A 25,729-nucleotide genomic window follows, 5' to 3' on the forward strand; every position below is an offset into this window, starting at 1 on the left:
GTACTTTGCCATTGTAATAAGTACCCTATAAGTTTCCAAGGAGATAATGTACGTATTACACGATTGCAGGGCGTGCTTTTGAGGTACACCTGTTTAAGATTTTTATAAACCAAGACAACGCCATTATGAAATTGCAACCCCCGAAAACCTATGCGTTTATTTTGTTGCTGCTTTGTACAAGTACCTTCTATGCTTGCAAAGACAAGGAAATGGTAGGCGGCGGACATGATCCCTCCAAAGCTACCCTTTTTACAGATTTCTCACCCAGGAAAGGCGCCGTCAGAACACGCCTCTACATTTACGGAGATAATTTTGGTACAGATATTTCCATGATCCGTGTATATATCGGCAACAAAGAGATCAAGGTTGCCGGATCGAATGGAAAACAAATATACTGTTGGGTGCCCGGCCAAACGGTTACCGGCAAAGTACGGGTAGTTATAAAGGAAGGTGCAGATTCAGTGGAACATACCTTTACGGACCCCTTCACGTACATCAATAGTACCACGGTCGGCACGCTGCTGGGCAATGTAGACGAACTGGGGAACTCCTCCATCGTAGACGGCACCTTTGAAGAAGCCAGGTTCTCCTATCCAGGTTGGGTAAGCTATGAGCCGGAAACCAATGTATTGTTTGTAACAGAGCTGGACCGGGCAGTAAGGCGGGTAGACCTGAACGCCAGAACGGTGTCTACACTGGTGACCAATGGGCAGGCTTCCTTCACCAAGATGCAAACTACCACACTCAGTGCCAATAAAGACACCTTGTTCCTGGGCGATGATAACGGTAATCTTACTGCCAGAACCAAGGTAGCAGTAGCCTACACCCTGCGTTCGGAAAACTACCGCCGTGTACATCCTTATATCTACGATCCCGCCTGCTATTCCACCGCTCCACATCCTGTCACCAATGAAATGTTCTACAATGGGTACCAGGGCGTAAGTATCAAGAAAGCCATCCCGGATGCGGTCACCGGGGATCTTAACCCCAAACTGCTGTTCCTGGTAGGAGGCAGCACCAATAGCAATTCACTGATCTTTTTCCATCCCACGGGCAACTATGCCTATATCGTGTTGCCTACCCGCATCTATAAGAGCATCTACAACTGGAATACGCGGGAGCTGGAACCTCCCATTCTCTTTGCAGGAAGCGCTACGGCGGGCGATGTGGATGCCATCGGTACTTCGGCCCGCATCCGCAAGGCTTACCAGGGGGTCTTTGTGAAAAATCCCACTTATACCGGGCAGGCCGATGAGTATGACTATTATTTTTGTGACCAGACCAACCAAAGTATCCGCATATTAACGCCCACCGGGGTGGTCTCCACGTTTGCCGGTAAAGGCAGTCCCACGCCTGACGGAAGTGTAAGAGGTTATATTGACGGTGATCCAAGAACGGAAGCCCGTTTTGCCGACCCTTCGGGTATCGACTATGACCCGGTACGGAAGATCTTCTACATCGCGGAGCGCGACAATAAACGCATTCGTACCATCTCAGTAGAATAATATTTTTAACCCATTGCCCTGTTGCGTTGAGCACTATACTGTAATAGTGAGACGCAGGCAGGCAATTACCGAATACAGACTTATGAGAAAAATTGTCTTTATACTAATGGCAATTGTTGGGGCTGTTACCTGTACCTGTGCACAGGATACGGCCACCATCGCCGTTACCATTACCGGCACGGTCATTAATGAGCAGAAAGAACCGATACCGGGCGTAACGGTAACGATCAAAGATCAGCCCGGCCTGGGCATCAGCACCAACGAAAAAGGAGTCTATACCATAAAGGCCAATAAATACCAGTGGCTTGTTTTTTCGCACATAGGCTTCGGGCAGCAGGAGATCATGATAAAAGATGGGTTGACCATCCATGTAACGCTTAGCGCCTCGGGAAAAAAAGCCATGGATGAAATCATTGTAACGGCATTGGGGCGTCAGAAAAAAGCTACGGTAACGGGCGCTATCACCACGGTCGATGTCTCCACGCTTAAAACATCCACTTCCAGCATTACCAATGCACTGGCAGGCAACGTCTCAGGGGTGCTGGCGATGCAGGGGAGCGGACAGCCGGGCAGCAACGCCTCCGAATTCTGGATACGGGGTATATCCACGTTTGGCGCAGGCACATCAGCCCTGGTATTGGTCGATGGTTTTGAAAGAAGCCTGAACGAGATCAATATTGAAGACATTGAAACCTTTACCGTGCTGAAGGATGCATCCACCACCGCCATATACGGCTCCCGGGGAGCAAACGGGGTAGTGCTGATCACCACTAAAAAAGGTAAAACGGATAAGGTAAGCATCAATGGCAAGTACGAGGGATCTTACAATACCCGGACGTTTACCCCCAAATTTGTTGATGGGTACACCTATGCCAGCCTGATGAACGAAGCACGCGTTACCCGCAACGAAGAGCCGTTTTATTCTATAGAAGACCTGGCGCTGATCAGGAACCAATTGGATCCCGACCTGTTCCCGGACATTAGCTGGATGGACATGTTCCTGAAACGTGGCGCTATTACGCAGCGTGCCGCACTCAATTTCGACGGCGGCGGTTCGCTGGCGCGCTATTTTGTATCCGGCAGCTATATTAATGAGGGCGGCATGTACGAAACGGGCGAAAACCTGAAAGGCTACAATACCAATGCCAACTATAAACGCTGGAACTACCGCGCCAATATAGATATGAATCTTACGGCCACCACCCTGGTAAGGGTAGGCGTGAGCGGTAGCCTGGGTAAGCAAAACCTGCCGGGCGGCACTTATGAGGAGATATGGGCATCGCTCATGGGACAAAATCCCATCTCGATCCCCATTAAGTATTCTACCGGACAAGTAGCATCAAGAGGAGGTGCTGAAAAGCAAAACCCCTGGGTGTTGATCACCCAGCAGGGCTATATTGAAAACTGGCAAAACAAGATCCAAACCAATGTTACACTGGAGCAGAACCTGAAATTTATCACGCCCGGCCTGCGTTTCGTAGGACGCTTTGGTTACGACAACAATAACAACAACTACATACGCCGCATGAAATGGCCCGAAGGATGGATCGCAGAACGGCAGCGTGAGTCGAACGGCGACCTGCGGTTAAAAAGAACGATTACCGAGCAGCTGCTAACCCAGCGCTCGGATGCAACCGGCGACAGGGCAGAAACCTTCCAGGGAGAACTGCACTATACCAAAACCATTCAAAGCCACAGTTTCGGAGGAATTGTTCAGTACACCCAGGAAAAAAAGGTGAACACTTCCAATTATGCCGAAGACCTGATGCAGGGTATAGAACGCCGCAATCAACGGGTGGCAGGCCGTTTTACCTATGGTTTCCGGTCGCGTTATTTCTTTGATGTAAACTTTGGGTATAACGGTTCGGAAAACTTTGCTACCGGGCATCAGTTCGGACTGTTCCCGGCTGTTTCCGGCGCCTGGAACGTAGCGGAAGAAGAATTTATACAGAAAAAGCTGCCCTGGATGGACATGTTCAAGATCCGCTATTCCTTTGGGAAAGTGGGCAACGATTATATGCCTGTCCGCTTCCCTTACCTGGCCTCCTTTAGCACCAATGCGGAGGCAGGCTACAACTGGGGCGATCTCGAAAGTAAAAACAGCTATTCCGGGCTCACCTACTCAAGGGTAGCCTCCAACAGCATTACCTGGGAAGTGTCTACCAAGCACGATCTGGGCCTGGATTTTTCTTTTTTCGGAGACAAGTTCGGCGGTGCGCTCGATTATTTTCATGAGCAGCGCGATGGCATCTATATGGAAAGGCAATTCATCGCGGACATTGTAGGGTTGAAAGGGCAGGATCCCCGGGCCAACGTAGGTTCTACGGTATCCAGCGGCTTTGATGGACAAGTGAAATTCTCTCAGCAGATCAACAAACTAAACCTCAGCGTGCGCGGTACCATGACCTATAGCCGCAACAAAATACTGGAAGCGGATGAACAGTACAGCAACTATCCCTATACAACGCGTGCAGGTTTTAGGGTAAATCAAAACAAAGGCCTCGTTGCGCTGGGGTTATTTGAAAGTTATGAAGATATCCGCAACAGCCCTACCCAGGATTTTGGAAGGGTAGCGCCGGGCGATATTAAATACAAGGACATTAATGGCGATGGAACCATTAATGACAATGATATTGTGGCGGTAGGCGCCACCCGCTATCCCAATCTGGTGTACGGTTTTGGTCTATCTGCTAACTGGAAAGGTTTTGATGCCAGTGTATTATTTCAGGGAGCCGGCAAGTCCTCTTTCTTTATAAACGGATTCACGGTGTATCCCTTTAGCCAGGGCGATTGGGGTAATATCCTTAGTGATGTGGTAGAGTCAGGCCGCTGGGTGCTGGGTGAAAATGAAGATCCCAGGGCCGCTTACCCCAGGCTGAGCTATAATGGAAGCGCCAACAATTACCGGGCATCTACCTACTGGCTGCGTGAAAGTTCTTATATACGGTTAAAAACGGTGGATGCCGGATATACTTTCCCCAAAGCGATCACCAACAGGATGGGTGTAAAAACGATGCGCGTGTACTTCCTGGGCACCAACCTGCTTACTTTCTCCAAATTTAAGATGTGGGATCCTGAAATGAATAGCACCAATGGCCAGGCTTATCCGCTGGCTAAAACATTCACTTTTGGCTTAACCGTAAACCTGTAATACAAAAGGCTATGAAGCAAAAACAAATTATAATAGGCGTGTTGTTAACAGGTGTGATAGCCTGTCTGGCATCCTGCCGTAAGTACCTTAACGTAGAGCATTACTTCAATGACCGGCAAAGCGAGGAGCGTATCTTCAAAAGCAAGGACTATACGGAACAGTGGCTCGCCAGCGCCTACAATGCGTTGTTGAACAACAACCTGGAGATGGGCAATACGGGTAATAACCTGACCAATTATTCGGATGATATGTACTTCAACGAATCCTCGGGGGGCAATGGAGAAAAGTACCGGAGGTTCAAATTCGGAGAATACGACCATACCTGGGTTCAGTCCTGGTCCCAATCCTATGGAGGCATCCGCCAGGCATCCGTCATGCTCAACAGTATGTCGGATGGCAGCACCTTCACCGAAAGTCAGGTGGCCGGTTATAAGGCGCAGGCGCGGTTTGTGCGCGCTTACCTGTACTGGCTGCTATTGCGCAAGTATGGCCCGGTACCCATCATGCCCGTTAAAGGGGTGAACTATGACGACAGCTATGATAACCTTTCTTACCCCCGCAACACCTATGATGAAGTGGCCACTTTTATAGCCGAAGAGATGGCGCTGGCTGCGAAGGACCTTCCCCTCAAGTGGGACAATCGCAATATTGCCCGTCCCACACGTGGCGCGGCATTGGCTACCCGTGCCAAAGCCTTGCTCTTCGCTGCCAGTCCGCTGGCCAATGGTAACCCGGAAATGGCTGATTTTACCAATGATAAGGGACAACCACTGATCTCCCTGCAGTACAACGAAGAAAAATGGGCCCGGGCAGCAGCTGCCTGCAAGGATGTGATAGATCTCGGCGTGTACAAACTCTACACCACGGTGTCCAGGACAAGGGGCACTACGGATTATCCGGCGACCATTACCCCGCCGTTTCATCCTGACTATTCTGTGCGGAATTTTCCCGATGGCTGGGCCGACATTGATCCTTTCGAATCTTACCGGTCGGTGTTTAATGGAGAACTGTACGCTTCCGAAAACCCTGAAATGATCTTTACCCGGGGCGACAACCAGATCAATGCAGAGGGTGGTATAATGGCGTTGGCCAGACTGCAGATGCCTAAAACGGGAGGGGGATACAATTCTCATGGCCTTACACTGAAACAATGTGATGCCTACTGCATGGACGACGGAACGCCTTTTGACAGGCAGGCTGTACGCAGTAAGTACGGCAATAATATGTTTGTGCAGGCAAGTGAATTAAATGACTTTAAGCCATTGCTGGCCAATGTATGGAAAGAATTTGCCCACCGCGAACCCCGTTTTTATGCTTCGGTGGCTTATAGTGGCGCACTTTGGACCATGTCCAGCGCGGTGAGCAATCTACCTACCGTTACTAACCAGCAGATACATTATTACCGCGGTGAGTTTAATGGTTATATAAACGGAGATACCTGGCTGCCCACCGGTATTGGCATCATGAAATTCGTTAACCCCAAAGACAATAACAGCGGCAATGGAGGTAAGATATTTCCCAAAGTGGATCTTGCCATCCGTTATGCAGATATCCTGCTGATGTATGCCGAATCGCTGAATGAACTGAGCGGTACTTATACTATTCCTTCCTGGGATAGCAGCGCCTCCAATGCCGTATCCAGGAATATAGAGGACATGAAAAAAGCGATTGGACAAGTACGCATCCGCGGAGGTATACCCAACTTCGATCTGTCCATCTATGGCAGTAAGGAGGAACTGCGTAAGAAAATAAAACGCGAACGGCAGGTAGAGTTCCTGGGTGAAAACCAGCGCTACTACGACCTGCGTCGGTGGAAAGATGCGCCGGCAGATGAAGCAGAGCAGATATATGGCTTTAATACTTTTATGACGAAGGATCAGGCCACCCTGTTTTACACACCGGTTCGCGTGCCGCTATTACAAACTACTTTTTCCCGGAAAATGTATTTCTGGCCTATCGATTGGGATGAGCTGAAGAAAAACAAACGCCTGAATCAGTCGCCGGGCTGGCCTTCATTTGATTAAAAACTGTTTGATCTCGCTATAAAAAAAACTTACGCATGAAAAGTGTACAAAAATATATACTGATAGCCATATTGGGCTTTCTGTTCAGCGGCTGCACGGCAGAGTGGGAGGATGAACTTTATATACAGATGGTGTCCTTTAAAACCAAGCTGAACAGCGAAGGTGTTGCCCCCGTATACCTGCGCTATAATAAAAATGGTGAGGTGGTGTACAAGCTGCCCCTCATCGTAAGCGGATCGCAGCCCAATCAATCCGATAAGTACGTTAAAATAGAGGTGGATAATGATACCCTCAATATTTATAACAAAGAGAAATACCAGTACCGAACCGATCTGTATTTTAAACAACTGCCTGCGCAGTTCTTTGAATTGCCTTCACCCACCTGTTTTATTCCCAGGGGATCCAATACGCAAAACTACCCCGTAAAGTTCAAATTCGACAACCTGGACCTGGTGGAACGTTATGTGCTGCCACTTACCATCAAAGAAGATCCGTCTTATATTACCAATACCCGTAAGGGCTGGCGGAAAGCTTTATTGAACGTGATACCCTTTAATGATTACTCAGGCAATTATTCAGCTACCTCCATGAACGCGTATTTTGATGGTCAGACCACAAACCCGCTGGTATCGAGCACCAGAACCGCCTGGGTGGTAGATGAAAGATCGGTATTCTTTTACGCTGGTGTAACCGAGGAAAGGTCTGAAGCCCGGGGCGGGTATAAAATAGTCATGGAGTTTTTGGAGCCTGTTAAAGAAGGCAACGGCGACCTGGTAGGGGCATTAAATGTGCACGCGACCAACGACGCCATCCATTTTGAAATGCTTGGCCAGCCCAGCTATAAGATCACGCAGACGGTTGATCCCACTAAGAAATACCTGGTAAAACAATATTGTACCGTAAACCTGCGGTACAAATATGATGATATTACCACCATGCCAGGTACACCGGTAAGGTACCGGGTGGAAGGTACTATGACCATGGAGCGCCAGCGAAATATACTGATACCGGATGAGGACCAGGCTATAGAATGGTAAAGCGCATAACTAAACAGTATCAATAAACACTTGCAAATGAAAAGATTCATTATAACAATAGGTATACTCGGCGGCGTAATGCTATCCTGCGCCTGCCAAAAAACAAAAGAACCTTATTACGACCCCATACCAGAAAAGCCCTCGGAGCCTGAAACGCCAAAAGGAGAGTGGTCCGGCTTTACCCGTGACAGCTTGTTCTTCAATCCCATTATGACCGGAGGTCCTGATCCCTGGGTGATCCGGAAGAACGGCATCTATTACTACACCTATACGCAGGGTAGTAAGTTGGTGATATTGGAAACCAAAAACCTATCAGAGCTTGCCTCTGCACGCCGGTATGATGTGTGGACGCCGCCTGCAGGCCAGCCCTATTCAAAAAATGTATGGGCGCCCGAACTGCATGAGATCAATGGCAAGTGGTATTTTTATTTTGCCGGAGATGATGGCAATAATGCCAACCACCGCATGTATGTAGTGGAAAACAGTTCCCCTACACCTGTAGAAGGCACCTGGCAGATGAAGGGCAAGGTAGCTGACCCTACTGATCAATGGGCAATAGATGGAACGATACTGCAGCATAATGGCCAACTATATATGATATGGTCAGGAGGCAATGCAGGCGCCCCGCCACAGAATATCTATATCGCTACAATGAGCAATCCCTGGACGATTTCCGGCGAAAAGGTAATGATCGCAACACCCAATTATGACTGGGAAAAAAATGGCAACCCTATCAATGAAGGGCCGCAGGTGCTGATCAATCCACAGGGGCGCGTCTTTGTCATCTATTCGGGAAGTGGTTACTGGGTGGACGGTTATTGTTTGGGACAACTCTCGTTGAAGGAGGGAGGAGATCCCATGAATCCGGCTGATTGGACAAAAAAGAATCACCCCATCTTCTCCATGAGATCCGAAAGCAGCATTTTCGGGCCGGGGCATAATGGCTTCTTTACATCACCCGATGGCAAGGAGGACTGGATCATTTACCATGCCCGGTCTGTTGCCAATAGCAGCAGTGCTGCCCGTAGTCCCTACATACAACGCTTTACCTGGAATCCGGACGGGTCGCCTAATTTTGGCCTTCCATCGCTCACGGCTACTCCTCAAATGCGCCCATCCGGTGAACCATGGCGCTATATCCATTCCAAAGCCAAATGGTCAATTGCCGGCTTTAGCTCAGAGGAGGCTGCCAGCGGTCGCCTGGCTTCTGCCATTATTGATGGCAACCTGACTACCATTTGGATAACACGCTACACTACTGATGCAACGGATTACCCCAATCACTGGGTAACGATTGACATGGGAGCAACGGCTACAGTAGACGGGTTTATCATATCCCAGAAGGATGGCGATCGTAAGATAAAAGAGCTGGAAATACTGATCAGCAATGACAACAATGCCTGGGAAAGCACCGGTATGTTCAAGCTCAATGATGTTAACCTGCTTCGCCAATACATCGATCTGCCGCAACGCAAGCAGTTCCGTTATTTTAAGCTGGTTCCTACATCAGGACACGATACCCAAAAGCAGCCGGGCTTAGCAGAAGTGTCTACCTTCAGGTTGAAAGAGTAGCATGCAAAGCCTTCACTATGTGTGATCATTACCGATAAATAGGACGTTTTTGTTGTAATGGCGGAAATCACACCCTGGAATGTCGTGTTTACACCGCGTGCGATCCTGTATTGAATGTTAGTTTTGTATGGTCAGAACGATCAAACCAACATTTAAACAACAGTATGAAAAATTCATTCAAAACAGGTGATTTGCTTACATCGGTGTTGCTAATAGCCATGCTGTTTGTAGCATTCTCATCAAACGCACAACAGATGAAACCTTTCAGCAGCGGTTACGTGCCTGCCAATGGCACCAAGGTTTATTACGAAGTATATGGGGAGGGCAGGCCCATCGTTTTACTGCACGGTGCTTTTATGACCATTAATACGAACTGGGGGGAATTGATCCCTGAGCTGTCAAAAAACAGAAAAGTAATTGCCCTTGAATTGCAAGGCCATGGACATACCCCTTTTTCAGATAGAAAATTATCGCATGCTACCCTGGCCAGTGATGTAGAAAAAGTAATGGAGTACCTGAAAGTTGACAGTGCCGATGTAGTAGGATTCAGTTTTGGCGGCTCTGTGGCGTACCAGGTTGCTATACAATTCCCTAAGCGGGTAAAGAAATTAGTGATCATTTCTTCCACTTATAAAAGTACTGGCTGGCTGCCTGCCGTCAACAATGCGTTTAAACAAATGAAGCCTGCACTTTTTGAAGGTAGTCCTATGCAGGCGGCCTACGAAGCAGTGGCGCCTGATAAAACAAAATGGACAAAGTTTCTGGAGCAGATGATTGCTTTAGCCGGAACGCCATTCGACTTCGGTGATGCCAATATATCAAAAATTGCGGCGCCCGTATTGATCATAGCGGGGGACAATGACGGGCTGGACAAAATAGAGCTCGCCAAAACCTATCAATTGCTGGGAGGGAATGTTTCTGTAGAAATGGGAGCCGTGTCGAAATCGCAGCTCGCCATGGTGCCTGCACAAGGGCATGTCAGCCTGATGATGCAGACCACAACGATCCTGACTTATTTGAACAGCTTTCTACAGTAAAAATATTACCATTCACTCATTGGTGTTTCGTAGGCATACAGGTCATCAGTACTTTGCACCCCTATGTATCTTAAAGAATAGGGCAATAAAAAGCAACCGCCGGGAGTTTAATTACATTATTTTCGGCTTTAATGTATTGAATCTATTTGTATGCGTACACCTGCTCAACGGCTTAAAATTGGCGAAGGGAAGATAAGCGGCTATTCGTCGATATTCCTGGGTTTACTGTCCCTGACCGGCGTTATTTGTTTTAAATACCCGGAATGGCTCACCACACCCCAATTCAGGGAAGTATACACAGGGGAGTCTATGAAGATAGTGTTGACGGCCACCATCATCGCCTCTTTTCTGTTTGCGCTCGTCAGTTTTGTACTGAGCAAACAAAAGAAATGGGCCATGACGGGGTTGCTGCTCTGTACCCTGGCTATTGTTTTTGGCGGTTTACAGGTACAGGGCCGGACAGTAGAGAAGAACAACTGGCACCTGGGCGTTGACTGGTTATTGCTCGACCTGCTGCTGATGGCGGTGATCTTTGTGCCCATAGAAATGGTGTTTCCTAAAAACCGGCAACAAAGCAAGTTTCACGAAGAATGGAGGACGGATCTGTTGTATTTTGTGATCAGCCATTTGTTCATCCAGTTCTTTGGCGTTATTACCCAGCAGCCGGCCAAATTATTCTTTGGATGGATCGGACTCTCAGCGGTGCAGCATTGGGTGCAGCAACTGCCTTATGTGATCGAACTTTTCTTCGCCTTCCTGATCACCGACCTTTTTCAATATGCCGCCCATCGCTTTTTCCATTCCCATACCTACCTGTGGCGTTTCCATTCGGTGCATCATTCCACGAAGAATATGGATTGGCTGGCCGGATCAAGGACGCATTTTGTAGATATCTTCGTCACCCGGTCCATGACCTTTATTCCCCTGTATGTGTTTGGATTTTCGGAGATCACGTTCAATACCTATATCATCTTCATGGCCATCCATGCGGTGCTCATACATGCCAATACGCGGATCAACTTTGGTTTCCTCAAATACATTTTTGCCACACCGCAGTACCACCACTGGCACCATTGCGAAGATCCCCGGTACTATGGAAAGAACTTTGCCACCATCTTCCCGTTTATCGATAAGTTATTCGGCACCTACTACCTGCCCGGCAATACCTGGCCGGAGGGAACAGGTCTGCGGGAGACGCATTTCCCTAAAGGATACATGAAGCAACTGGTGTATCCTTTTACGAAAAGCCCTTTTGATGAAAACCTGGATATGGAGAATGAGACCAAGCGGTAACTGGTATCCCGAGGGAACCTGTCAGGCAGCGTTTCTTCATCTCATTCTACGGCAAGGGCATCAACGAGAGTCAAGGGGCTCCGAGAGCCGTCTATTTTTGCGCTGTTAATTGATCAGGGCAGGTATCTCTCTGGGCAAGAAACCAATAGAGTCGAAAAACTGGCTTTATTGAAAGTGACAAACGTACCATTTTGGGGAAAGTTAAGCCAGAGAACTGGATCCAGGTCATAAGGGAATTGACTCAAGATAAAGCCATGCAGGAAGCTGGTACGCTTCTTTTGATGATACCCAACACCTGTGAGTTGATTACAAAAATATATATCTTGTTATCTATTCTGGGGTATGTTCAAAAGGCAGTAAATCAATCATTTACTGTATTTCCTGTAGTTTGGTAATGCCAAGAACAGGAACGGCAGTACGCCATTATATAGCTTACCATTACGTTTTGTTCCCGAAGACACTATATAGAAACCGCATGTTTCGGCTTTCCGGGAGGTATAAGGGGAATCGCTAATAAGCAAGCAATTGTAGGCCTCTTTTGGGAGAACCGGTGAGATAGATAAATATCTTACCCGATGTTTTTCCTTAGAGCCACCAATAATTGACAAGATATGCACACCCTCCCTACAGTATAATATGTCTGTGCCTGTAAATAGAATAACTTTATTAGATGGAAGCATCTGCAACATTATCGTCGCTTGGGTTCGACAAAAACACCTCGCTTATGCGTATAGTAGAAGGCGAACCAGAACTTACGAATCTTATGCAGGAGGTAAACGTCCTGGATTTAACAGCACCAACAGAAGCCGTAGATGCCTACCTGGCGAGATGGGCGGCTATTCTCGGAGACACTTCTCCTGAGCTGGAGCTAGCGGATCAGGGATACAGATTCTGGAAGAAAAATGAAAAACCATCGTTGGGCCGTATTACAGCCGAAGTAATGGTAATCATCGAGACGGTCCTTGCTAATAAGCGTGTGCTCTATCTACCCTCATCGCCCACTGCCCAGAAACAACAGATCATCGACGCCATAACCGAGGTTGTAAAGCAGGTTATCCGAGGCTATATTCTGCTGCCTAGCATGCAAGCTCTTAAAGAAGCTAAAAAGATAATATTGAAATATCCCTCCTTTTTTAAGCGTGCTGGAATTGCGAAGGACACAGTTATGGAAACGGCAGCTTGGCTCCATGCAATTGAAAACGCAAGGCTGGATCCTGATATTACCATCCGTGAACTGGAAGAAGCGAGACCTCTCGCTTCTAGCATGATTTCAGTTTTCGAGTCACTACAGACGCCTGACAGATTCAAAACGATCCAGGAACATATTAATATTTTCCTTGAAAAAACGAAAGAAGGACCTTATAAAGCGTTAAGAATAGACCCCAATTTCGTAGCTGATGGATATAATATGGCAATCAGGGGTGAAAATGTATCCGTCTGGACCCTGGTATTAGAAAATAGCTTATGGCTAAAAGGGAAAAGCCCCTTCTACGACTATCAAAAGCATATGCACCTGGAGTGTATACCAGGAGATATGGTTCGGGATATGATTGACAGCATACAGCGTGGTTATGCAGGCAGTTACTATCTCGCCTATTTGGAGAAAGAACTTAAGAAAAAAGACCAGCCTATTGAATTGATTAATAGCGATTTAGTAAGGGCGGATAGGCAGGTAGCGGGGGGGCAAATCAAGTGGGGAGGTCAATGTAATCAGGTATATGCGCTGCTGCAGGAACTCAAGGCGATCGGCCTCGTAAATAATACCAACCAGGAGTTAGCACCCATACTTAAAGAACTGTTCGACGTATTCCGGGATACAAAGGCCTCAACTATAGAAAGAGAACTAGGTAGAAAGCAGAAACTGCCTAAGGCCAGGCGGCTCGAAGTAAAAAAAATGATTACGTCAGAAAATACGCCGTAATCTTTATGTCCACTGGCTTTCGGTTCTTTGTAGAAAATTACAAATCAATGAAAATCAAAGGACGTTACGAAGTAGAGTTCGATCGTAAGGACTGGTGGTGCATTATTGTACTGTTTGTACTGGTAGCGGGTATAATAGTGGGCAATACCGCTGTAAATGATTTTCTGAAAGATCTTTTTAAAAGATGAAACACGCACCAAGTCGCTGATTGCTGTACCCCAAAGCTCACGCGATTGATGAAAATAAACACCACATGTATACACATCGTATCAGGTGAATCCCATCATCGACGTATTACCAAAATTAACCTTATTGTTGTCGTAAAAAATCATTTGTATTTTGGATACTAAAAATCATATTGTTTCCGGCGCGGCCTCGACAATAAGGCGGTTGCTTCCTTGTCGTTATTCTTAAACATTTCCTTATCGGGGTCCCAGTAGATCTTCCTTTTTAGTTTCATGGCAATCTGGTGCAGCAGGCAGGCACTGCAGGAGCGATGACCCACCTCAACAGGTGCCACAGGTTGTTTTCTTGTTTTAATACAATCGAGCCAGTTGGCATGTTGTTCACTACTCTCGTAGAGCTGTATTTCATTAGGGCCAATGACCGATTGTAAGATCCGCGGATTGCTGGCGTCAATGGGTTTAATGCCATCTTTATCGGCCACCGGGTCACTATCCGTTACCCGGTAAGCACCACGCGTAGCCCACAGCCAGCCTTCTGTCCCAATAAACTTTACCCCATTGGGCAATTCATTGGAAACGATCATGTGCACACCATTGGCGTATAGCGCTTCCGTGCGAAAAATGCCATGCACGTTCCAAAGCCCTTTATAATGGGGATCATCAGTGGGGAAATTGGCATGTCCCCACACTTCAACGGGCCCGCTGTATTCCATACCCATGGCCCAATGCGCCGTATCGATATGGTGCGCGCCCCAGCCCGTGATCATGCCGGCGCCAAATTGCTCGCAGCGCAACCAGCCAGGGCGGCTGGTAACGCCTCCTGCGGCAGCCTGGGAATGTACCCGGTCTTCTGTATAATACACCGCAGGCGTTGCGCCCAGCCAGGCATCATAATTCAGGTTGGCAGGAACAGGCATCTGTATGGGGTTGCCGCCACCGGGGTCGCCCGGCAATCCCACTTCAATGGTTTTCAACTGACCAATCCTTCCATTGCGGACCAGCTCACATACTTTTTTGAATTGCGGCCAGGGGTTGATCGACTTCTGCTGACTGCCCATCTGCAGGATTCGCCCTGTCTTTTTTACTTCATTAGACAGTATCCTTCCTTCTTCGATGGTCAGGGAGGCAGGCTTTTGCAAATAAACATCCTTGCCTGCGCGGACAGCATGAACACCCACAATGGCATGCTGGTGATCGGGCAAACTGATGTGGACGGCATCAATGTCTTTATTCAACAAGAGTTCCTTGTAATCATAATAGGTTTTGATCTCCCAATCGCCCGTCAGTCCACCGTTTATGGCCGAAGCTTTTATATAATTGTTCCGCACCGCCTGCACCCCTGCATCGGCCCGGCTCTTATCTACATCGCACACTGCCATGATCCGCGCGCCGGCATACCGGGCAATCTCTGTCATATCATGGGAGACGGATATTCTGCCGCAGCCAATCGATGCCACATTAATGCGGTTGCTGGGGGCATGTTGACCAAACACCGATGCGGGAACAATGGTTGGAAGATTCAGCGCGATCGTAGTGCCAATCGATGCTTTTACCGAATTGGTTAAAAACCTGCGGCGGCTTATGGATGGTTTGTTTTGCTTTTTTCCCATGGCAAGTATTTATTGAAGTACTCTAACCCTTTGAAAAATTAACTTTCTGTGCAGCCTTTTGTGCTTTCAATGCCAGTTCGGTGGCGAGGAAACAGTGGTGCTGCGTCATGGCGGTTTCGGTACGGTTGAGCACATCATCTACCAACTGCCGGCCGTAGGGGAGGTCTACCTTACTGCAATCAACGTATTGTGTCTCCTTCCCATTTACTAAAAAGAGATGGTTGCCACCGGTCCTTCCCGCGATGTCTACATTCTTGCGCACCTCGATATAACCTTCCGTACCCAGCACGGTAAGTCTTCCATCTCCCCAGGTATTCAACCCGTCTGGCGTAAACCAATCTACCCGGATATACCCGGTACCTCCATTGCCGCGAAGCATGATATCGCCGAAATCTTCGAAGGCAGGATACTTTGCATGGGCCACATTGCCAACCTGCGCTGCTACTATTTCTGCCTGGTTGGAATTGGTGAAGAAAAGGAACTGATCGAATTGATGGGAACCTATATCGGTAATAATGCCTCCAAAATACTTTTTATCGAAAAACCATTCCGGGCGTGTATTGGTACTCATGCGGTGGGGAGCCATAATGACGGTCTGTATGACTTTGCCAATGGCGCCTGCTTTGATCAGCTCGCCCGCCTTAATGGTGGCTTTGTTCTCCAGCCGTTCGCTGTACATGATGGAATAGATACGGCCAGTTTGCTTTTGAACTTTGCGCACTTCTTCCAATTGCTTCAAGGTAGTGATGCCGGGTTTATCAGACATATAATCCTTCCCGTGCTGCATGGCCCTGATGCCAATGCCTGCACGTTCTACCGGTATGGCTGCGCTGAGAATGAGTTGTACGGATTTATCTTCCAGCACTTCCTTTTCACTGGTGGCCAGCTTTACCTGCGGGTATCGTTTTACAAACGCGGCAACCAGATCGGGTTCTTTGGCATACAGCGATACCAATTCTCCACCGCCGCGGATCACGGCAGCCACCTGGCTATAGATATGGCCATGATTAATACCGATGACGGAAAACTTTATGCGTGGGTTATCAACCTGTCTTTCCGGAGCTTGTTCAACTGCTTCCTCATATATTCCTGCTGCGAATAGTTGTTGTGGTATGGTGGATGCGAGGCCTGCACCAGTTACGGTAGCAATACCTTTTAGAAATTGGCGTCGGCTGGCGTTTGATCTTGACATATGGCTTTATTGTGTGGTAAGTCGTTGGTCAACCAAGTTAGTGAACTTTTGATAGCGGTAGAGGAGAAGATGAATAAATAGAAAATTTCTAATTGGTTAACTCAGGACAGTTCAGGATAGGAGTAAAAATTCATTATATTGTGGTTTGTAAATCCCCCATTGGGTATTCCGAAAACGTTTTCGATAAATAAAAATTCTTGCCGATATGAAAAGATCCCGTCGTCATTTTATTCAACAGACTGCATTAGCCGGCGCCGGCCTACTGGCTGCCAATGCCGGATTTTCCGCTCAGAGTTACAGACGTATCATCGGTTCCAACGACCGCGTTCGTGTGGGTGTAGTTGGTTTCTCAGACCGGCACAGAAGCTCGCATATTCCCTGCTTCATGAACCATTACAAAGAATTGAATTTTGATGTGGTGGCCGTATCGGATATCTGGAAAAGAAGGAGGGAGGAAGGCGCGGCTACCTGGAAAGAGAAAATGGGACACGATGTAGTGGCCTGCCGGAACAATGAAGAAATGTACAGCCAGAAATTAGTGGACGCCGTATTCATCAGCACCGCCGATTTTCAACATGCCCTGCATACCATCGAGGCCGTAAAGGCCGGCTGCGATGCCTACGTGGAAAAGCCTTTTGCAGAGACGATGGAAGACAATCGGGCTGCCCTGAAGGCCGTAAAAGCTACTGACCGCATTGTGCAAATAGGTTCGCAAAGAAGAAGCGGCGCCAATTACCATGCCGCCAATGAGTTCATCCGCTCCGGCAAGTTTGGCCCCATCACGATGGTGGAACTGACCTGGAACGTAAACCAGCCCGGCCGCTGGCGCAGGGCTTCACTGGTGGAGCAATGCAAGGAAGCAGATACCGACTGGAAACGCTACCTGATGAACAGGCCATATGAGCCCTGGGATGCCCGCAAATACCTCGAGTTTCGTTTGTTCTGGCCTTATTCATCCGGCCTGGCCGGTCAATGGATGAGCCACCAGATCGATACGGTGCATTGGTTCAGCGGACTGCAACATCCCCGCAGTGTGGTGGCCAATGGCGGTATTTATATGTGGAAAGACGGCAGGAGGAACTGGGATACCATTACGGCTGTATTCGATTACGGTCCTGTCAATGACCTGACTACCGGCTTCCAGGTTACTTTCGGCAGCCGAATGCACAATGGTGATGAAAGACCCACGGAGATCTACTATTCCAATGGCGGCGAGCTGAACCTCAACACCAACAAAGTGTCTCCCACAGGCGGCCTGAACAAAAGATTTGCCGATGAAATGAAAATGCAACCCAACCTGTTGCCGGCAATGAGTCTCACCGAAGCAGAACCGGTGATCGCTTCTGCCAATACCGGTGGTGATAAGCTCACCAGCAACCACGTACGCAACTGGATGGAATGTGTACGCAGCCGCAAACAACCCAATGCGCCGGTAGAAGCCGGTTATAGTCATTCTGTGGCCACCATCATGACCAATGCCGCTGTGCATACCGGTCAGAAAGCCACTTTCAATGAAAAGACACAAGAAGTAATGGTAGGCGGGAAGCCTTTTAAATATTAAAAATATGCCCTCAATAAAAAATATCGGGCTGTGCGCATTGTGCACGGCCTTCTTTGCCACCTCTTTTGCTCAAAAAAAACAAGCTGTACAGGTTATAAAGGTTGACAAAGAAAATAAGGTCAACATCCTGATCGGTTCAAAACCTTTTACCAGTTTTCTGTTTCCCGATACCCTGGAGAAACCGGTGCTTTACCCGGTACATGCTTCCAACGGAACGATCGTGACGCGGGGATTTCCTTTTACCCCCCTGCCCGGTGAACCAACGGATCACCCGCATCATATCGGCATCTGGTTCAACTTTGAAAATGTGAACGGGCTTGATTTCTGGAATAACTCCTTTGCCATTGCGGCTGATAAAAAGAACAAGTATGGCTGGATCAAGACCGACCGCATCCTGGAAACCCAAAGTGGTAATACAGGGGTATTGTCTTACCATGCCAACTGGACCAACCAGGCCAATGATATTTTGCTGGAAGAAACGACGCGGTTCGAATTCAGCGGTACCGAACATGAACGCATCATTGACCGGGTAACCACTTTGAAAGCCAACACCACGGTATTATTTAAAGATGCCAAGGATGGTATGCTGGGCCTGCGTGTCGCAAAGGATCTGCAGATACCCACCAAAGAAGAAAAGAAATTCACCGACGATAAAGGCAATGTGACCTCTGTAAAAGCCGAAGCGGCTTCCAATGGTAATTATATCACCAGTGCAGGCAAGGAAGGCGATGCTGCCTGGAGCACCCGGGCCGACTGGTGCAAACTGTACGGAAAGATGGGCAAGGATTCGATCAGTATTGCCATCATCGACCATCCGTCGAATATCAATTATCCTACTTTCTGGCATGCCCGTGGCTATGGCTTGTTTGCCGCCAACCCGCTGGGGGAAGCGATCTTTACCAATGGCGCGAGCGCTAAAAACCTGCAATTGCAAAAGGGTGAATCCGTTACTTTCCGTTACCGCATCGTAGTAAGCGATGGAAAGAAAACGCCTTCGGCGCAACAACTTAATCAGCTGGCGGCAGCGTTTGCGGTAAAGAAGTAAGTATCATTTATCATACTGTGCAACGGTACCTGAAAGGGTTGGGACAAGGTATATACTCCTTATTCCTGACCCTTTTTATATTTACAACAAATTTATACATTGACTTGTAGATATACAGGCGTTTATATTGTGCAACAATACCTGAAAGGAGATTTATGAAGAAAATAGGATTTTTATCGTTTGGGCATTGGTCTGGTCATCCGGCCTATAAAACCCGTACAGCCAGTGATACTTTACTGCAATCTATTGACCTGGCTGTTGCTGCCGAAGAATTGGGCCTGGATGGCGCTTATTTCCGGGTACACCATTTTGCGGCGCAGCTGGCATCCCCCTTTCCTTTGCTTTCGGCCATCGGCGCCAAAACGAGCAAGATAGAGATCGGGACCGGTGTTATTGACATGCGGTATGAAAATCCCCTGTATATGGTGGAGGATGCCGGCGCTGCCGATCTGATCTCGCGCGGGCGGTTACAATTAGGCATCAGCAGGGGTTCGCCGGAACAGGTGATCGATGGCTGGCGCTATTTTGGATATGAACCGGCCAAAGGGGAAACCGATGCCGAAATGGGGCGCCGCAAAGCGCTGGAATTCCTGGATAAGCTAAAAGGGGTTGGATTTGCCCAGCCTAACCCGTACCCCATGTTTCCCAACCCACCGGGTTTATTGCGCCTGGAACCCCATTCGGAAGGACTGCGGGAGCGTATCTGGTGGGGTGCAGCCTCTAATGCTACTGCCGTTTGGGCGGCCGAAAACGGTATGCACCTGCAAAGTTCTACCCTGAAGTTCGATGAAAGTGGTAAACCTTTCCATATCCAGCAAGCCGAGCAGATCAGGTTGTATAAGGAAGCCTGGAAAAAAGCAGGGCACCAGCGCGAGGCCAGGGTGTCGGTGAGCCGGTCTATTTTCGCCTTGATGAATGATCAGGACAGGGTATACTTTGGAAGAGATGTCAATGGAGTTGACAAAATTGGTATGATCGAAGCCGATAAACGCGCCATTTTCGGAAAAAGCTATGCTGGTGAACCGGATCAGTTGATAAAAGAATTAGCCAGGGATGAAGCGATCCAGGAAGCCGATACGCTGTTGTTGACGATACCCAATACCCTGGGAGTCGATTACAATGTGCATGTACTGTCTTCTATATTGGAGCATGTGGCACCGGGGTTGGGGTGGCGGTAGCTTTTTTGCTATTTATATCTTAAAAATCACTTACGGCATTGAACAGCCGGCCATATTTGTAGTTGGAAAAACGCTCTAGTCAGGGCGTTTTTTTATGCCCTGTTGCAAAAATAAATCTTTACCAGGCTGGTAACAACCTGGTAAAATGGTCGGCAGAATCCCTCCAGCTTTGTGTTATTAAAATTGATGTATATGATAACAACAACAGCAAACATCCCCCACTTCAATCCTGCGGCCATGATATCCGCATTACTTGGCGGCCTGCTGGCCTTCGTAGTGCCTACGGATTGCCTGCGGTCCTTAGAGAACTGGCCTCCTTTTCATAGAGCGTTCAGGCAATACGTAGGCAATCCGGAGGCAATCTGTAGTCCTTACGACCACCTCCGGCAATACATCCACTTACCAGCCAGTTCCTGTGCCCAGGAATGCCGGTGGAGGCGAAGGCCCCGGTGCAGGGGAAAGTAGGGCAGGGCTTCCGGCAGTAGCCTTAAATGAGCCAGGCCCTGGTTAACACAGGGCCCGGCTTAACCCGAATCAAGCTGCAAGACAGGGAAGCTTATAGTTGAAGATTGTGTTTATAAGGTAGCGCTTCTTTGAATGGTCACGTTTCTCGCACGCATCACCGTGTTGCCGCCTGGGCCGGGAGTACCCGATGAACCTTCCATCTGCAGGTCAATTATTAAGTTAAGCGGTTCATTCACGAAGTTTTGACCAGTTTGGTTGGATACATTCACCCCGTCGGTCCAGTACTCGATATTTACGTTGTTGGTAGTACCAATTCTTGTTAAATAGGCTGTGTAGGTATGCCAGTTAGACGGGTTTGAAATGGTGGTGCCCACACTCGACCACTGACCATTTTGATTTTTGTAGGTGTTTGTCCAGTTGGTGGTGCTTCCTTTAAATTCCATAATATCGCTTTCCGGAGGCCACTGATTGGCTCCGTTTAACCAGAAAGCCGGCCAGGTACCTTTTACAGAAGGACACTGGAACTCACCGGAAACCCGCCATTTAGGCCATGAAGCGCTGACGGTCACCTGTTGTTTGGCATAGCAGGTATACGAGAAATAGTGAATACTGGGTTTGTCGGCCACGGTGCCGGGATAAGCGGTGATGGTCAATACACCGCCCGAGATACTCATATTCTGGGTTCTCATACGGGCAGAACCGTTATGATCTATGGCTCCCCATGGGTAGAAATTGCCCCAGTAAGTACTGAAAGAATTAAAGGAAGTGGTGGGCAGCACCGTTACCCAGCTAACAGCGTTTGTTTCAACCTCTGGTACTGGTGGTTCCGGAGCCGGATTGTTCTCAGTAGCTTGTTTAGTGCAGGAGGAACCCATCATAACTGATAGGAAAACAATGAGGATTTGGTTTGATCTTTTCATAATGGCTTTTTTGATGAAGGTTTAATTTGTAGTATCCTTGTCTTACTTGAATTGACCAGGCAGTATAAATCTCCATTAAAATCTATGGAAGTGTAGGGGGGCCATTGATACATTTAGGGGTCATTTTTATCAGTCGGGTAGGTTCCTATCTTTTTTATAGTTTAGCTTAATGCTATCAGGAATTGATATACTCTTGGCCAACCCGCCAGCGTGGAAAAACAGCCGGATTGGATTGGTAACCAATCATGCAGCCTGTACTGCAGACTTCAAACCGTCCCGGCAGGCCCTCCTGGAAGCCGGATTTGGCGTCACCAGGTTGTTTTCTCCGGAACATGGACTGGATACGATCGGGGTGGATGGAGCGGAAATGCACGATGGGATTGATCCGTTGACGGGGCTTCCCGTTACCAGCCTGTACGGCAGTAAGCTGGCGCCTGATGAACGGGATCTGGCTGAACTGGACCTGGTACTATTTGATATTCCCGATATCGGCTGCCGTTTCTATACCTATCTGTGGACCATGACGCATGTGATGGAATCCTGTGCGATGCATAAAAAGCACCTGGTAATCGCCGACAGGCCCAATCCCTTATCCGGTAGATTGGAGCTGGCAGAAGGGCCTATGCTGGATGAGCGATACAACAGCAGCTTTATTGGCAGGTGGAACATTCCCATTAGACATAGTTGTACGCTGGGTGAATTGGCCCTCTATTTCAAGTCAACCGGGAGCAGTAAAGTTTTGCAGGAAAATGCCCATGCTTTTAAATTGGATATCATTCATTGTGCCAACTGGGAGCGGGCAATCTTTTACTCCCAACAGCAACATTCTTTTGTGCCGACTTCACCGGCTATCACTTCCTTTGAATCAGCCCTATTGTACCCGGGGCTGGGGCTGCTGGAGGCCACCAATATCAGCGAGGGGAGAGGCACTGCCACACCATTCCGCGTTGCCGGCGCTCCCTGGATGGATGGCCCCCGCATCGCTGCACTTATCAATGACCTGCATCCGAAGGGGGTATTTGCACGGCCGGTCAGCTTTCATCCCTGGGAAGGGAAATATGCCGGGCAACCATGCCACGGCGTTATGCTGCATGTGGCTGATCCCGCCGTCTTCCGGCCGGTAGCGTTTGGGTGGCTGCTGATACGCCTGATCAAAAATGCCCATCCTGATTCTTTTGCCTGGGCTCCTTATCCTACTCATGTAAATCAAAGTGGAGCAAGGCACCTCGATCTGCTGACAGGGCTAAAAGACGCTGAATCCCTGGTTGCCGGATCTGGAGACAATAGTACCGAAGACATTAATCGCTATACTGATCCCGGCGATTGGCGGAATAGGGTAGGGCCTTATTTATTGTATTAGTAATTGATTGCTGATAGCAGGTCACTCAAAATAAATACCCCTAAAATATACCACTCGGTATAATTTGGATTATATTTACAGCCGTCATGAGTGAAACGGTAACAAAAGCAGAAAGAACCAGGCAGTTTATCATTGAAAAGACAGCCCCCATTTTCAATGAAAAGGGATTTGCCGGTACCTCCCTGAACGACCTTACCAACGCCACGGGCTTAACGAAAGGAAGTATTTATGGCAACTTTGCCAACAAAGATGAAGTGGCATTAGCCGTGTTCGATTACAACCACAACAGAGTAACCGAATACATCAAGGCAAAATTACTGGCTACGGAAAATGCCATCGAACGATTACTGGTTTACCCTTACGTGTACCGCAATTATTTGAAAGTGCCCTTTCTGCAAACAGGCTGCCCTATATTAAATACGGCCACCGAAGCCGATGACACACATCCCCAGTTGAAAGAAAAAGCCGCCAGCGCATTGGCATTCTGGAAAAAAGCGATTGAAAATCAAGTTAAACGGGGCATAGCCCGCGGGGAAATAAAAGCGGATACCAATCCTGCCGAGGTAGCGGTGATCCTGATCTCATTAGTGGAAGGGGCCTTTATGCAGGCCAAAGTGACGGGCAGGACGGCAGAGCTGAAAATAGCCATGGATTACCTGGAGAAAATGATAGCCGGTTTGAAGGCCTGATCTTTTTGCACTAATATTATACCAACCGGTATATTTTTAATAGTAACCGGGAAATAAACACAGCACCATGCTACCAGAACAACTGACTGATCATTTTGCTACTGAATGGATAAACGCCTGGAACAGTCATCAGATTGATAACATACTGCAGCACTATGCCGATGACATAGCATTCTATTCTCCCATGATCCGGTTGCTGAAATTCAATGAAGAAGGGGTTATCAGGAGCAAGGACGATCTAAAGAAGTATTTTGAGATCGGGTTGAATGCGTTCCCGGAACTTCATTTTACGCTACACAATCATTTTACCGGTATTAATTCTGTGGTGATCTACTATACTTCTGTAAATAACAAAAAGGTAGCCGAAGTATTTGAACTGGACGCTCACGGAAAAGCCATAAAAGTCACCTGCAATTATACCATGGAAAATTCCAGGTATTAAATAACCAAAACCTGCTTTCATGAATCTTGACAAGCTATTACGGAAGAAGCCCCTGGAGGCCTACCAGGATGATATTAAGACCAGTCAGCTGACGAGAACCCTGGGTAAATGGGAGTTAACGGCCATTGGTGTAGGTGCCGTGATTGGCGGAGGTATCTTTGTGTTGACCGGGGTAGCCGCCAATCAATATGCCGGACCAGCACTGGCCTTATCTTTTGTACTGGCGGGGATGGGCTGCCTGTTTGCCGCATTTTGTTATGCAGAATTTGCCAGCATCCTTCCCGTATCAGGTTCGGCATATGCCTACTCTTACGGAACCATTGGTGAGTTCTTTGCCTGGTTTATCGGCTGGAACCTGATCCTGGAATATATGATGGGGGCCACCACGGTGGCGGTCAGCTGGTCGAAATACTTTGTAAAGCTCTTGCATCTATCGGGCGTACATAACTTACCACCCTGGCTCCTGAATGATCCCATTACTGCGCGGGAAGAAGCATTGAAATTGGGCATGACACCACCGGCATTCTCGATCAACCTGCCGGCAGCATTGATCGTGTGGGTGGTCACCTATATATTAGTTAAGGGTATCAAGGAATCGGCCAAAACAAACAATATTATTGTTGCCCTGAAGGTAGCGGCTGTGTTATTCGTGGTAGTAGTGGGCGTGTCGTATATCAATCCGGCCAACTGGCAACCTTTTATCCCTGCCAAAGTGGTTGATAGTGCCGGCGTAAGTCATTATGGTCTTTCGGGTGTGCTCACCGCTGCCGGTATTGTATTTTTTGCTTTCATCGGGTTTGATGCGGTATCCACCCAATCGCAGGAAGCGGTGAACCCGGTAAAGGACATTCCGTTTGCCATCATTACTTCCCTGATCGTTTGTACAGCACTGTACATCCTCGTATCCCTCACGCTTACCGGCATGACGCATTATACCGCCCTGGATATGGGCGCGCCGGTCGCTTCGGCCTTTAGTGCTGTGGGCCTTAACTGGGCTTCCCTGTTAATTACGATCGCCGCAGTCATAGGCCTGATCTCCGTGATGTTGGTCATGCTGCTGTCGCAAACAAGGATCTTCTTAAATATGGCGAAGGATGGACTATTGCCGCCGAAGATGTTTGCCACCATTCACCCACGGTTTAAAACACCCTGGAAAAGCACCATCCTGCTGGGCGCCATTGCCTCGCTGATAGCAGCCGTTACACCTATTGAAAAAGCCACCAAAATGACCAGTATCGGTACCCTGTTTGCCTTTGCCATGATCTGTGCGGCGGTGCTGGTACTCCGCAAAAAGCAACCCAACCTGCACAGGCCCTTCAAGGTGAAATACCTGCCGCTGGTAGCTGGTTTGGGCCTGGGTTTCAATATCCTGCTGATGTTTAGTCTGGATGTATCAACCTGGTTCAGGTTGCTGATATGGAGCGTTGTAGGTATTGCCGTTTATTTCCTGTACAGCGCTAAGCACAGCAAGCTGAATAAATAGCAGGGGGAATGAGGCTTTAGTCCCCACTCCCCGGCTATTCAGGCTTTTCATCCTATAGG

The 25,729-nt window shown here is 48.2% G+C and carries 20 protein-coding genes; 17 read left to right on the forward strand and 3 right to left on the reverse strand.

Annotated features, from left to right (window positions below; translation table 11 throughout):
* Positions 1 to 125 precede the first annotated feature (125 nt).
* The 9 genes from D3H65_RS06540 (at position 126) to D3H65_RS06585 (ending at position 13,728) form a co-directional block, all read left to right on the forward strand.
* Entirely contained in the window at positions 126 to 1,505 is a 1,380-nt protein-coding gene (locus tag D3H65_RS06540; RefSeq protein ID WP_119049489.1) for an IPT/TIG domain-containing protein, read from the forward strand.
* An 82-nt stretch (positions 1,506 to 1,587) separates the two neighbouring features.
* On the forward strand, positions 1,588 to 4,656 hold the full coding sequence (locus tag D3H65_RS06545) for a SusC/RagA family TonB-linked outer membrane protein (RefSeq protein WP_119049490.1): 3,069 nt from the start codon (positions 1,588 to 1,590) through the stop codon (positions 4,654 to 4,656).
* Positions 4,657 to 4,667: 11 nt separating this feature from the next.
* Positions 4,668 to 6,680 (forward strand): RagB/SusD family nutrient uptake outer membrane protein, encoded by a 2,013-nt coding sequence (locus D3H65_RS06550; protein WP_119049491.1) that lies wholly within the window; start codon positions 4,668 to 4,670, stop codon positions 6,678 to 6,680.
* 35 nt (positions 6,681 to 6,715) lie between these two features.
* Positions 6,716 to 7,717 (forward strand): DUF4973 domain-containing protein, encoded by a 1,002-nt coding sequence (locus D3H65_RS06555; protein ID WP_162915447.1) that lies wholly within the window; start codon positions 6,716 to 6,718, stop codon positions 7,715 to 7,717.
* Between the two features lie 36 nt (positions 7,718 to 7,753).
* A complete protein-coding gene (locus D3H65_RS06560) occupies positions 7,754 to 9,289 on the forward strand; it encodes a family 43 glycosylhydrolase (protein ID WP_162915448.1) in 1,536 nt (511 codons plus the stop codon).
* 164 nt (positions 9,290 to 9,453) lie between these two features.
* Positions 9,454 to 10,326 carry an alpha/beta fold hydrolase gene (locus D3H65_RS06565; RefSeq protein WP_119049492.1) on the forward strand — a complete coding sequence of 291 codons (873 nt, stop codon included), beginning with the start codon at positions 9,454 to 9,456 and terminating at the stop codon, positions 10,324 to 10,326.
* A gap of 150 nt (positions 10,327 to 10,476) precedes the next feature.
* Positions 10,477 to 11,619, forward strand: coding sequence for a sterol desaturase family protein (locus D3H65_RS06570; RefSeq protein WP_119049493.1), 1,143 nt, complete (start codon positions 10,477 to 10,479; stop codon positions 11,617 to 11,619).
* A gap of 724 nt (positions 11,620 to 12,343) precedes the next feature.
* The gene (locus D3H65_RS06580; RefSeq protein WP_162915449.1) at positions 12,344 to 13,540 is read left to right on the forward strand and encodes a hypothetical protein; all 1,197 of its coding nucleotides are present in this window, start codon (positions 12,344 to 12,346) and stop codon (positions 13,538 to 13,540) included.
* Between the two features lie 47 nt (positions 13,541 to 13,587).
* Complete coding sequence (locus D3H65_RS06585; RefSeq protein ID WP_162915450.1) at positions 13,588 to 13,728, forward strand: hypothetical protein; 141 nt, start codon at positions 13,588 to 13,590, stop codon at positions 13,726 to 13,728.
* Between the two features lie 158 nt (positions 13,729 to 13,886).
* On the opposite strand, the gene D3H65_RS06590 is transcribed toward D3H65_RS06585, so the two are convergent.
* Both D3H65_RS06590 and D3H65_RS06595 read right to left on the reverse strand, forming a co-directional pair.
* Entirely contained in the window at positions 13,887 to 15,335 is a 1,449-nt protein-coding gene (locus tag D3H65_RS06590) for a Gfo/Idh/MocA family protein (protein WP_119049497.1), read from the reverse strand.
* 22 nt (positions 15,336 to 15,357) lie between these two features.
* The gene (locus D3H65_RS06595) at positions 15,358 to 16,527 is read right to left on the reverse strand and encodes a Gfo/Idh/MocA family protein (RefSeq protein WP_119049498.1); all 1,170 of its coding nucleotides are present in this window, start codon (positions 16,525 to 16,527) and stop codon (positions 15,358 to 15,360) included.
* A 205-nt stretch (positions 16,528 to 16,732) separates the two neighbouring features.
* On the opposite strand from D3H65_RS06595, the gene D3H65_RS06600 reads away from it, so the two are divergent.
* The 4 genes from D3H65_RS06600 to D3H65_RS32810 all read left to right on the forward strand — a co-directional run bounded on the left by D3H65_RS06600 (position 16,733) and on the right by D3H65_RS32810 (position 20,776).
* Positions 16,733 to 18,088, forward strand: coding sequence for a Gfo/Idh/MocA family protein (locus tag D3H65_RS06600; RefSeq protein WP_119049499.1), 1,356 nt, complete (start codon positions 16,733 to 16,735; stop codon positions 18,086 to 18,088).
* A 4-nt stretch (positions 18,089 to 18,092) separates the two neighbouring features.
* Positions 18,093 to 19,133 (forward strand): DUF6807 domain-containing protein, encoded by a 1,041-nt coding sequence (locus D3H65_RS06605; protein ID WP_119049500.1) that lies wholly within the window; start codon positions 18,093 to 18,095, stop codon positions 19,131 to 19,133.
* Positions 19,134 to 19,288: 155 nt separating this feature from the next.
* Entirely contained in the window at positions 19,289 to 20,311 is a 1,023-nt protein-coding gene (locus tag D3H65_RS06610; protein ID WP_119049501.1) for an LLM class flavin-dependent oxidoreductase, read from the forward strand.
* Positions 20,312 to 20,503: 192 nt separating this feature from the next.
* Positions 20,504 to 20,776: a hypothetical protein gene (locus tag D3H65_RS32810; protein WP_162915451.1), complete on the forward strand. Its 273-nt coding sequence runs from the start codon at positions 20,504 to 20,506 to the stop codon at positions 20,774 to 20,776.
* Positions 20,777 to 20,886: 110 nt separating this feature from the next.
* On the opposite strand, the gene D3H65_RS06615 is transcribed toward D3H65_RS32810, so the two are convergent.
* Entirely contained in the window at positions 20,887 to 21,696 is an 810-nt protein-coding gene (locus tag D3H65_RS06615; protein WP_162915452.1) for a LamG domain-containing protein, read from the reverse strand.
* 169 nt (positions 21,697 to 21,865) lie between these two features.
* On the opposite strand from D3H65_RS06615, the gene D3H65_RS06620 reads away from it, so the two are divergent.
* From D3H65_RS06620 to D3H65_RS06635, 4 genes are all read left to right on the forward strand, one after another.
* Positions 21,866 to 23,056 (forward strand): exo-beta-N-acetylmuramidase NamZ family protein, encoded by a 1,191-nt coding sequence (locus tag D3H65_RS06620; RefSeq protein ID WP_119049503.1) that lies wholly within the window; start codon positions 21,866 to 21,868, stop codon positions 23,054 to 23,056.
* An 86-nt stretch (positions 23,057 to 23,142) separates the two neighbouring features.
* Positions 23,143 to 23,745 carry a TetR/AcrR family transcriptional regulator gene (locus D3H65_RS06625; RefSeq protein WP_119049504.1) on the forward strand — a complete coding sequence of 201 codons (603 nt, stop codon included), beginning with the start codon at positions 23,143 to 23,145 and terminating at the stop codon, positions 23,743 to 23,745.
* 67 nt (positions 23,746 to 23,812) lie between these two features.
* Positions 23,813 to 24,187, forward strand: a complete 375-nt coding sequence (locus D3H65_RS06630; RefSeq protein ID WP_119049505.1) for a nuclear transport factor 2 family protein — start codon at positions 23,813 to 23,815, stop codon at positions 24,185 to 24,187.
* A 19-nt stretch (positions 24,188 to 24,206) separates the two neighbouring features.
* Positions 24,207 to 25,670, forward strand: coding sequence for an APC family permease (locus D3H65_RS06635; protein WP_119049506.1), 1,464 nt, complete (start codon positions 24,207 to 24,209; stop codon positions 25,668 to 25,670).
* Positions 25,671 to 25,729: the final 59 nt, after the last annotated feature.

The sequence above is a fragment of the Paraflavitalea soli genome (genome assembly GCF_003555545.1).
Taxonomy (GTDB): domain Bacteria; phylum Bacteroidota; class Bacteroidia; order Chitinophagales; family Chitinophagaceae; genus Paraflavitalea; species Paraflavitalea soli.

Coding starts and splice junctions, on each gene's coding strand:
- D3H65_RS06570 (WP_119049493.1), top strand. CDS start 10,477: ATGCGTACACCTGCTCAACGGCTTAAAATTGGCGAAGGGAAGATAAGC.
- D3H65_RS06540 (WP_119049489.1), top strand. CDS start 126: ATGAAATTGCAACCCCCGAAAACCTATGCGTTTATTTTGTTGCTGCTT.
- D3H65_RS06630 (WP_119049505.1), top strand. CDS start 23,813: ATGCTACCAGAACAACTGACTGATCATTTTGCTACTGAATGGATAAAC.
- D3H65_RS06585 (WP_162915450.1), top strand. CDS start 13,588: ATGAAAATCAAAGGACGTTACGAAGTAGAGTTCGATCGTAAGGACTGG.
- D3H65_RS32810 (WP_162915451.1), top strand. CDS start 20,504: ATGATAACAACAACAGCAAACATCCCCCACTTCAATCCTGCGGCCATG.
- D3H65_RS06560 (WP_162915448.1), top strand. CDS start 7,754: ATGAAAAGATTCATTATAACAATAGGTATACTCGGCGGCGTAATGCTA.
- D3H65_RS06555 (WP_162915447.1), top strand. CDS start 6,716: ATGAAAAGTGTACAAAAATATATACTGATAGCCATATTGGGCTTTCTG.
- D3H65_RS06625 (WP_119049504.1), top strand. CDS start 23,143: ATGAGTGAAACGGTAACAAAAGCAGAAAGAACCAGGCAGTTTATCATT.
- D3H65_RS06615 (WP_162915452.1), bottom strand. CDS start 21,696: ATGAAAAGATCAAACCAAATCCTCATTGTTTTCCTATCAGTTATGATG.
- D3H65_RS06550 (WP_119049491.1), top strand. CDS start 4,668: ATGAAGCAAAAACAAATTATAATAGGCGTGTTGTTAACAGGTGTGATA.
- D3H65_RS06580 (WP_162915449.1), top strand. CDS start 12,344: ATGCGTATAGTAGAAGGCGAACCAGAACTTACGAATCTTATGCAGGAG.
- D3H65_RS06635 (WP_119049506.1), top strand. CDS start 24,207: ATGAATCTTGACAAGCTATTACGGAAGAAGCCCCTGGAGGCCTACCAG.
- D3H65_RS06620 (WP_119049503.1), top strand. CDS start 21,866: ATGCTATCAGGAATTGATATACTCTTGGCCAACCCGCCAGCGTGGAAA.
- D3H65_RS06600 (WP_119049499.1), top strand. CDS start 16,733: ATGAAAAGATCCCGTCGTCATTTTATTCAACAGACTGCATTAGCCGGC.
- D3H65_RS06545 (WP_119049490.1), top strand. CDS start 1,588: ATGAGAAAAATTGTCTTTATACTAATGGCAATTGTTGGGGCTGTTACC.
- D3H65_RS06610 (WP_119049501.1), top strand. CDS start 19,289: ATGAAGAAAATAGGATTTTTATCGTTTGGGCATTGGTCTGGTCATCCG.
- D3H65_RS06605 (WP_119049500.1), top strand. CDS start 18,093: ATGCCCTCAATAAAAAATATCGGGCTGTGCGCATTGTGCACGGCCTTC.
- D3H65_RS06565 (WP_119049492.1), top strand. CDS start 9,454: ATGAAAAATTCATTCAAAACAGGTGATTTGCTTACATCGGTGTTGCTA.
- D3H65_RS06595 (WP_119049498.1), bottom strand. CDS start 16,527: ATGTCAAGATCAAACGCCAGCCGACGCCAATTTCTAAAAGGTATTGCT.
- D3H65_RS06590 (WP_119049497.1), bottom strand. CDS start 15,335: ATGGGAAAAAAGCAAAACAAACCATCCATAAGCCGCCGCAGGTTTTTA.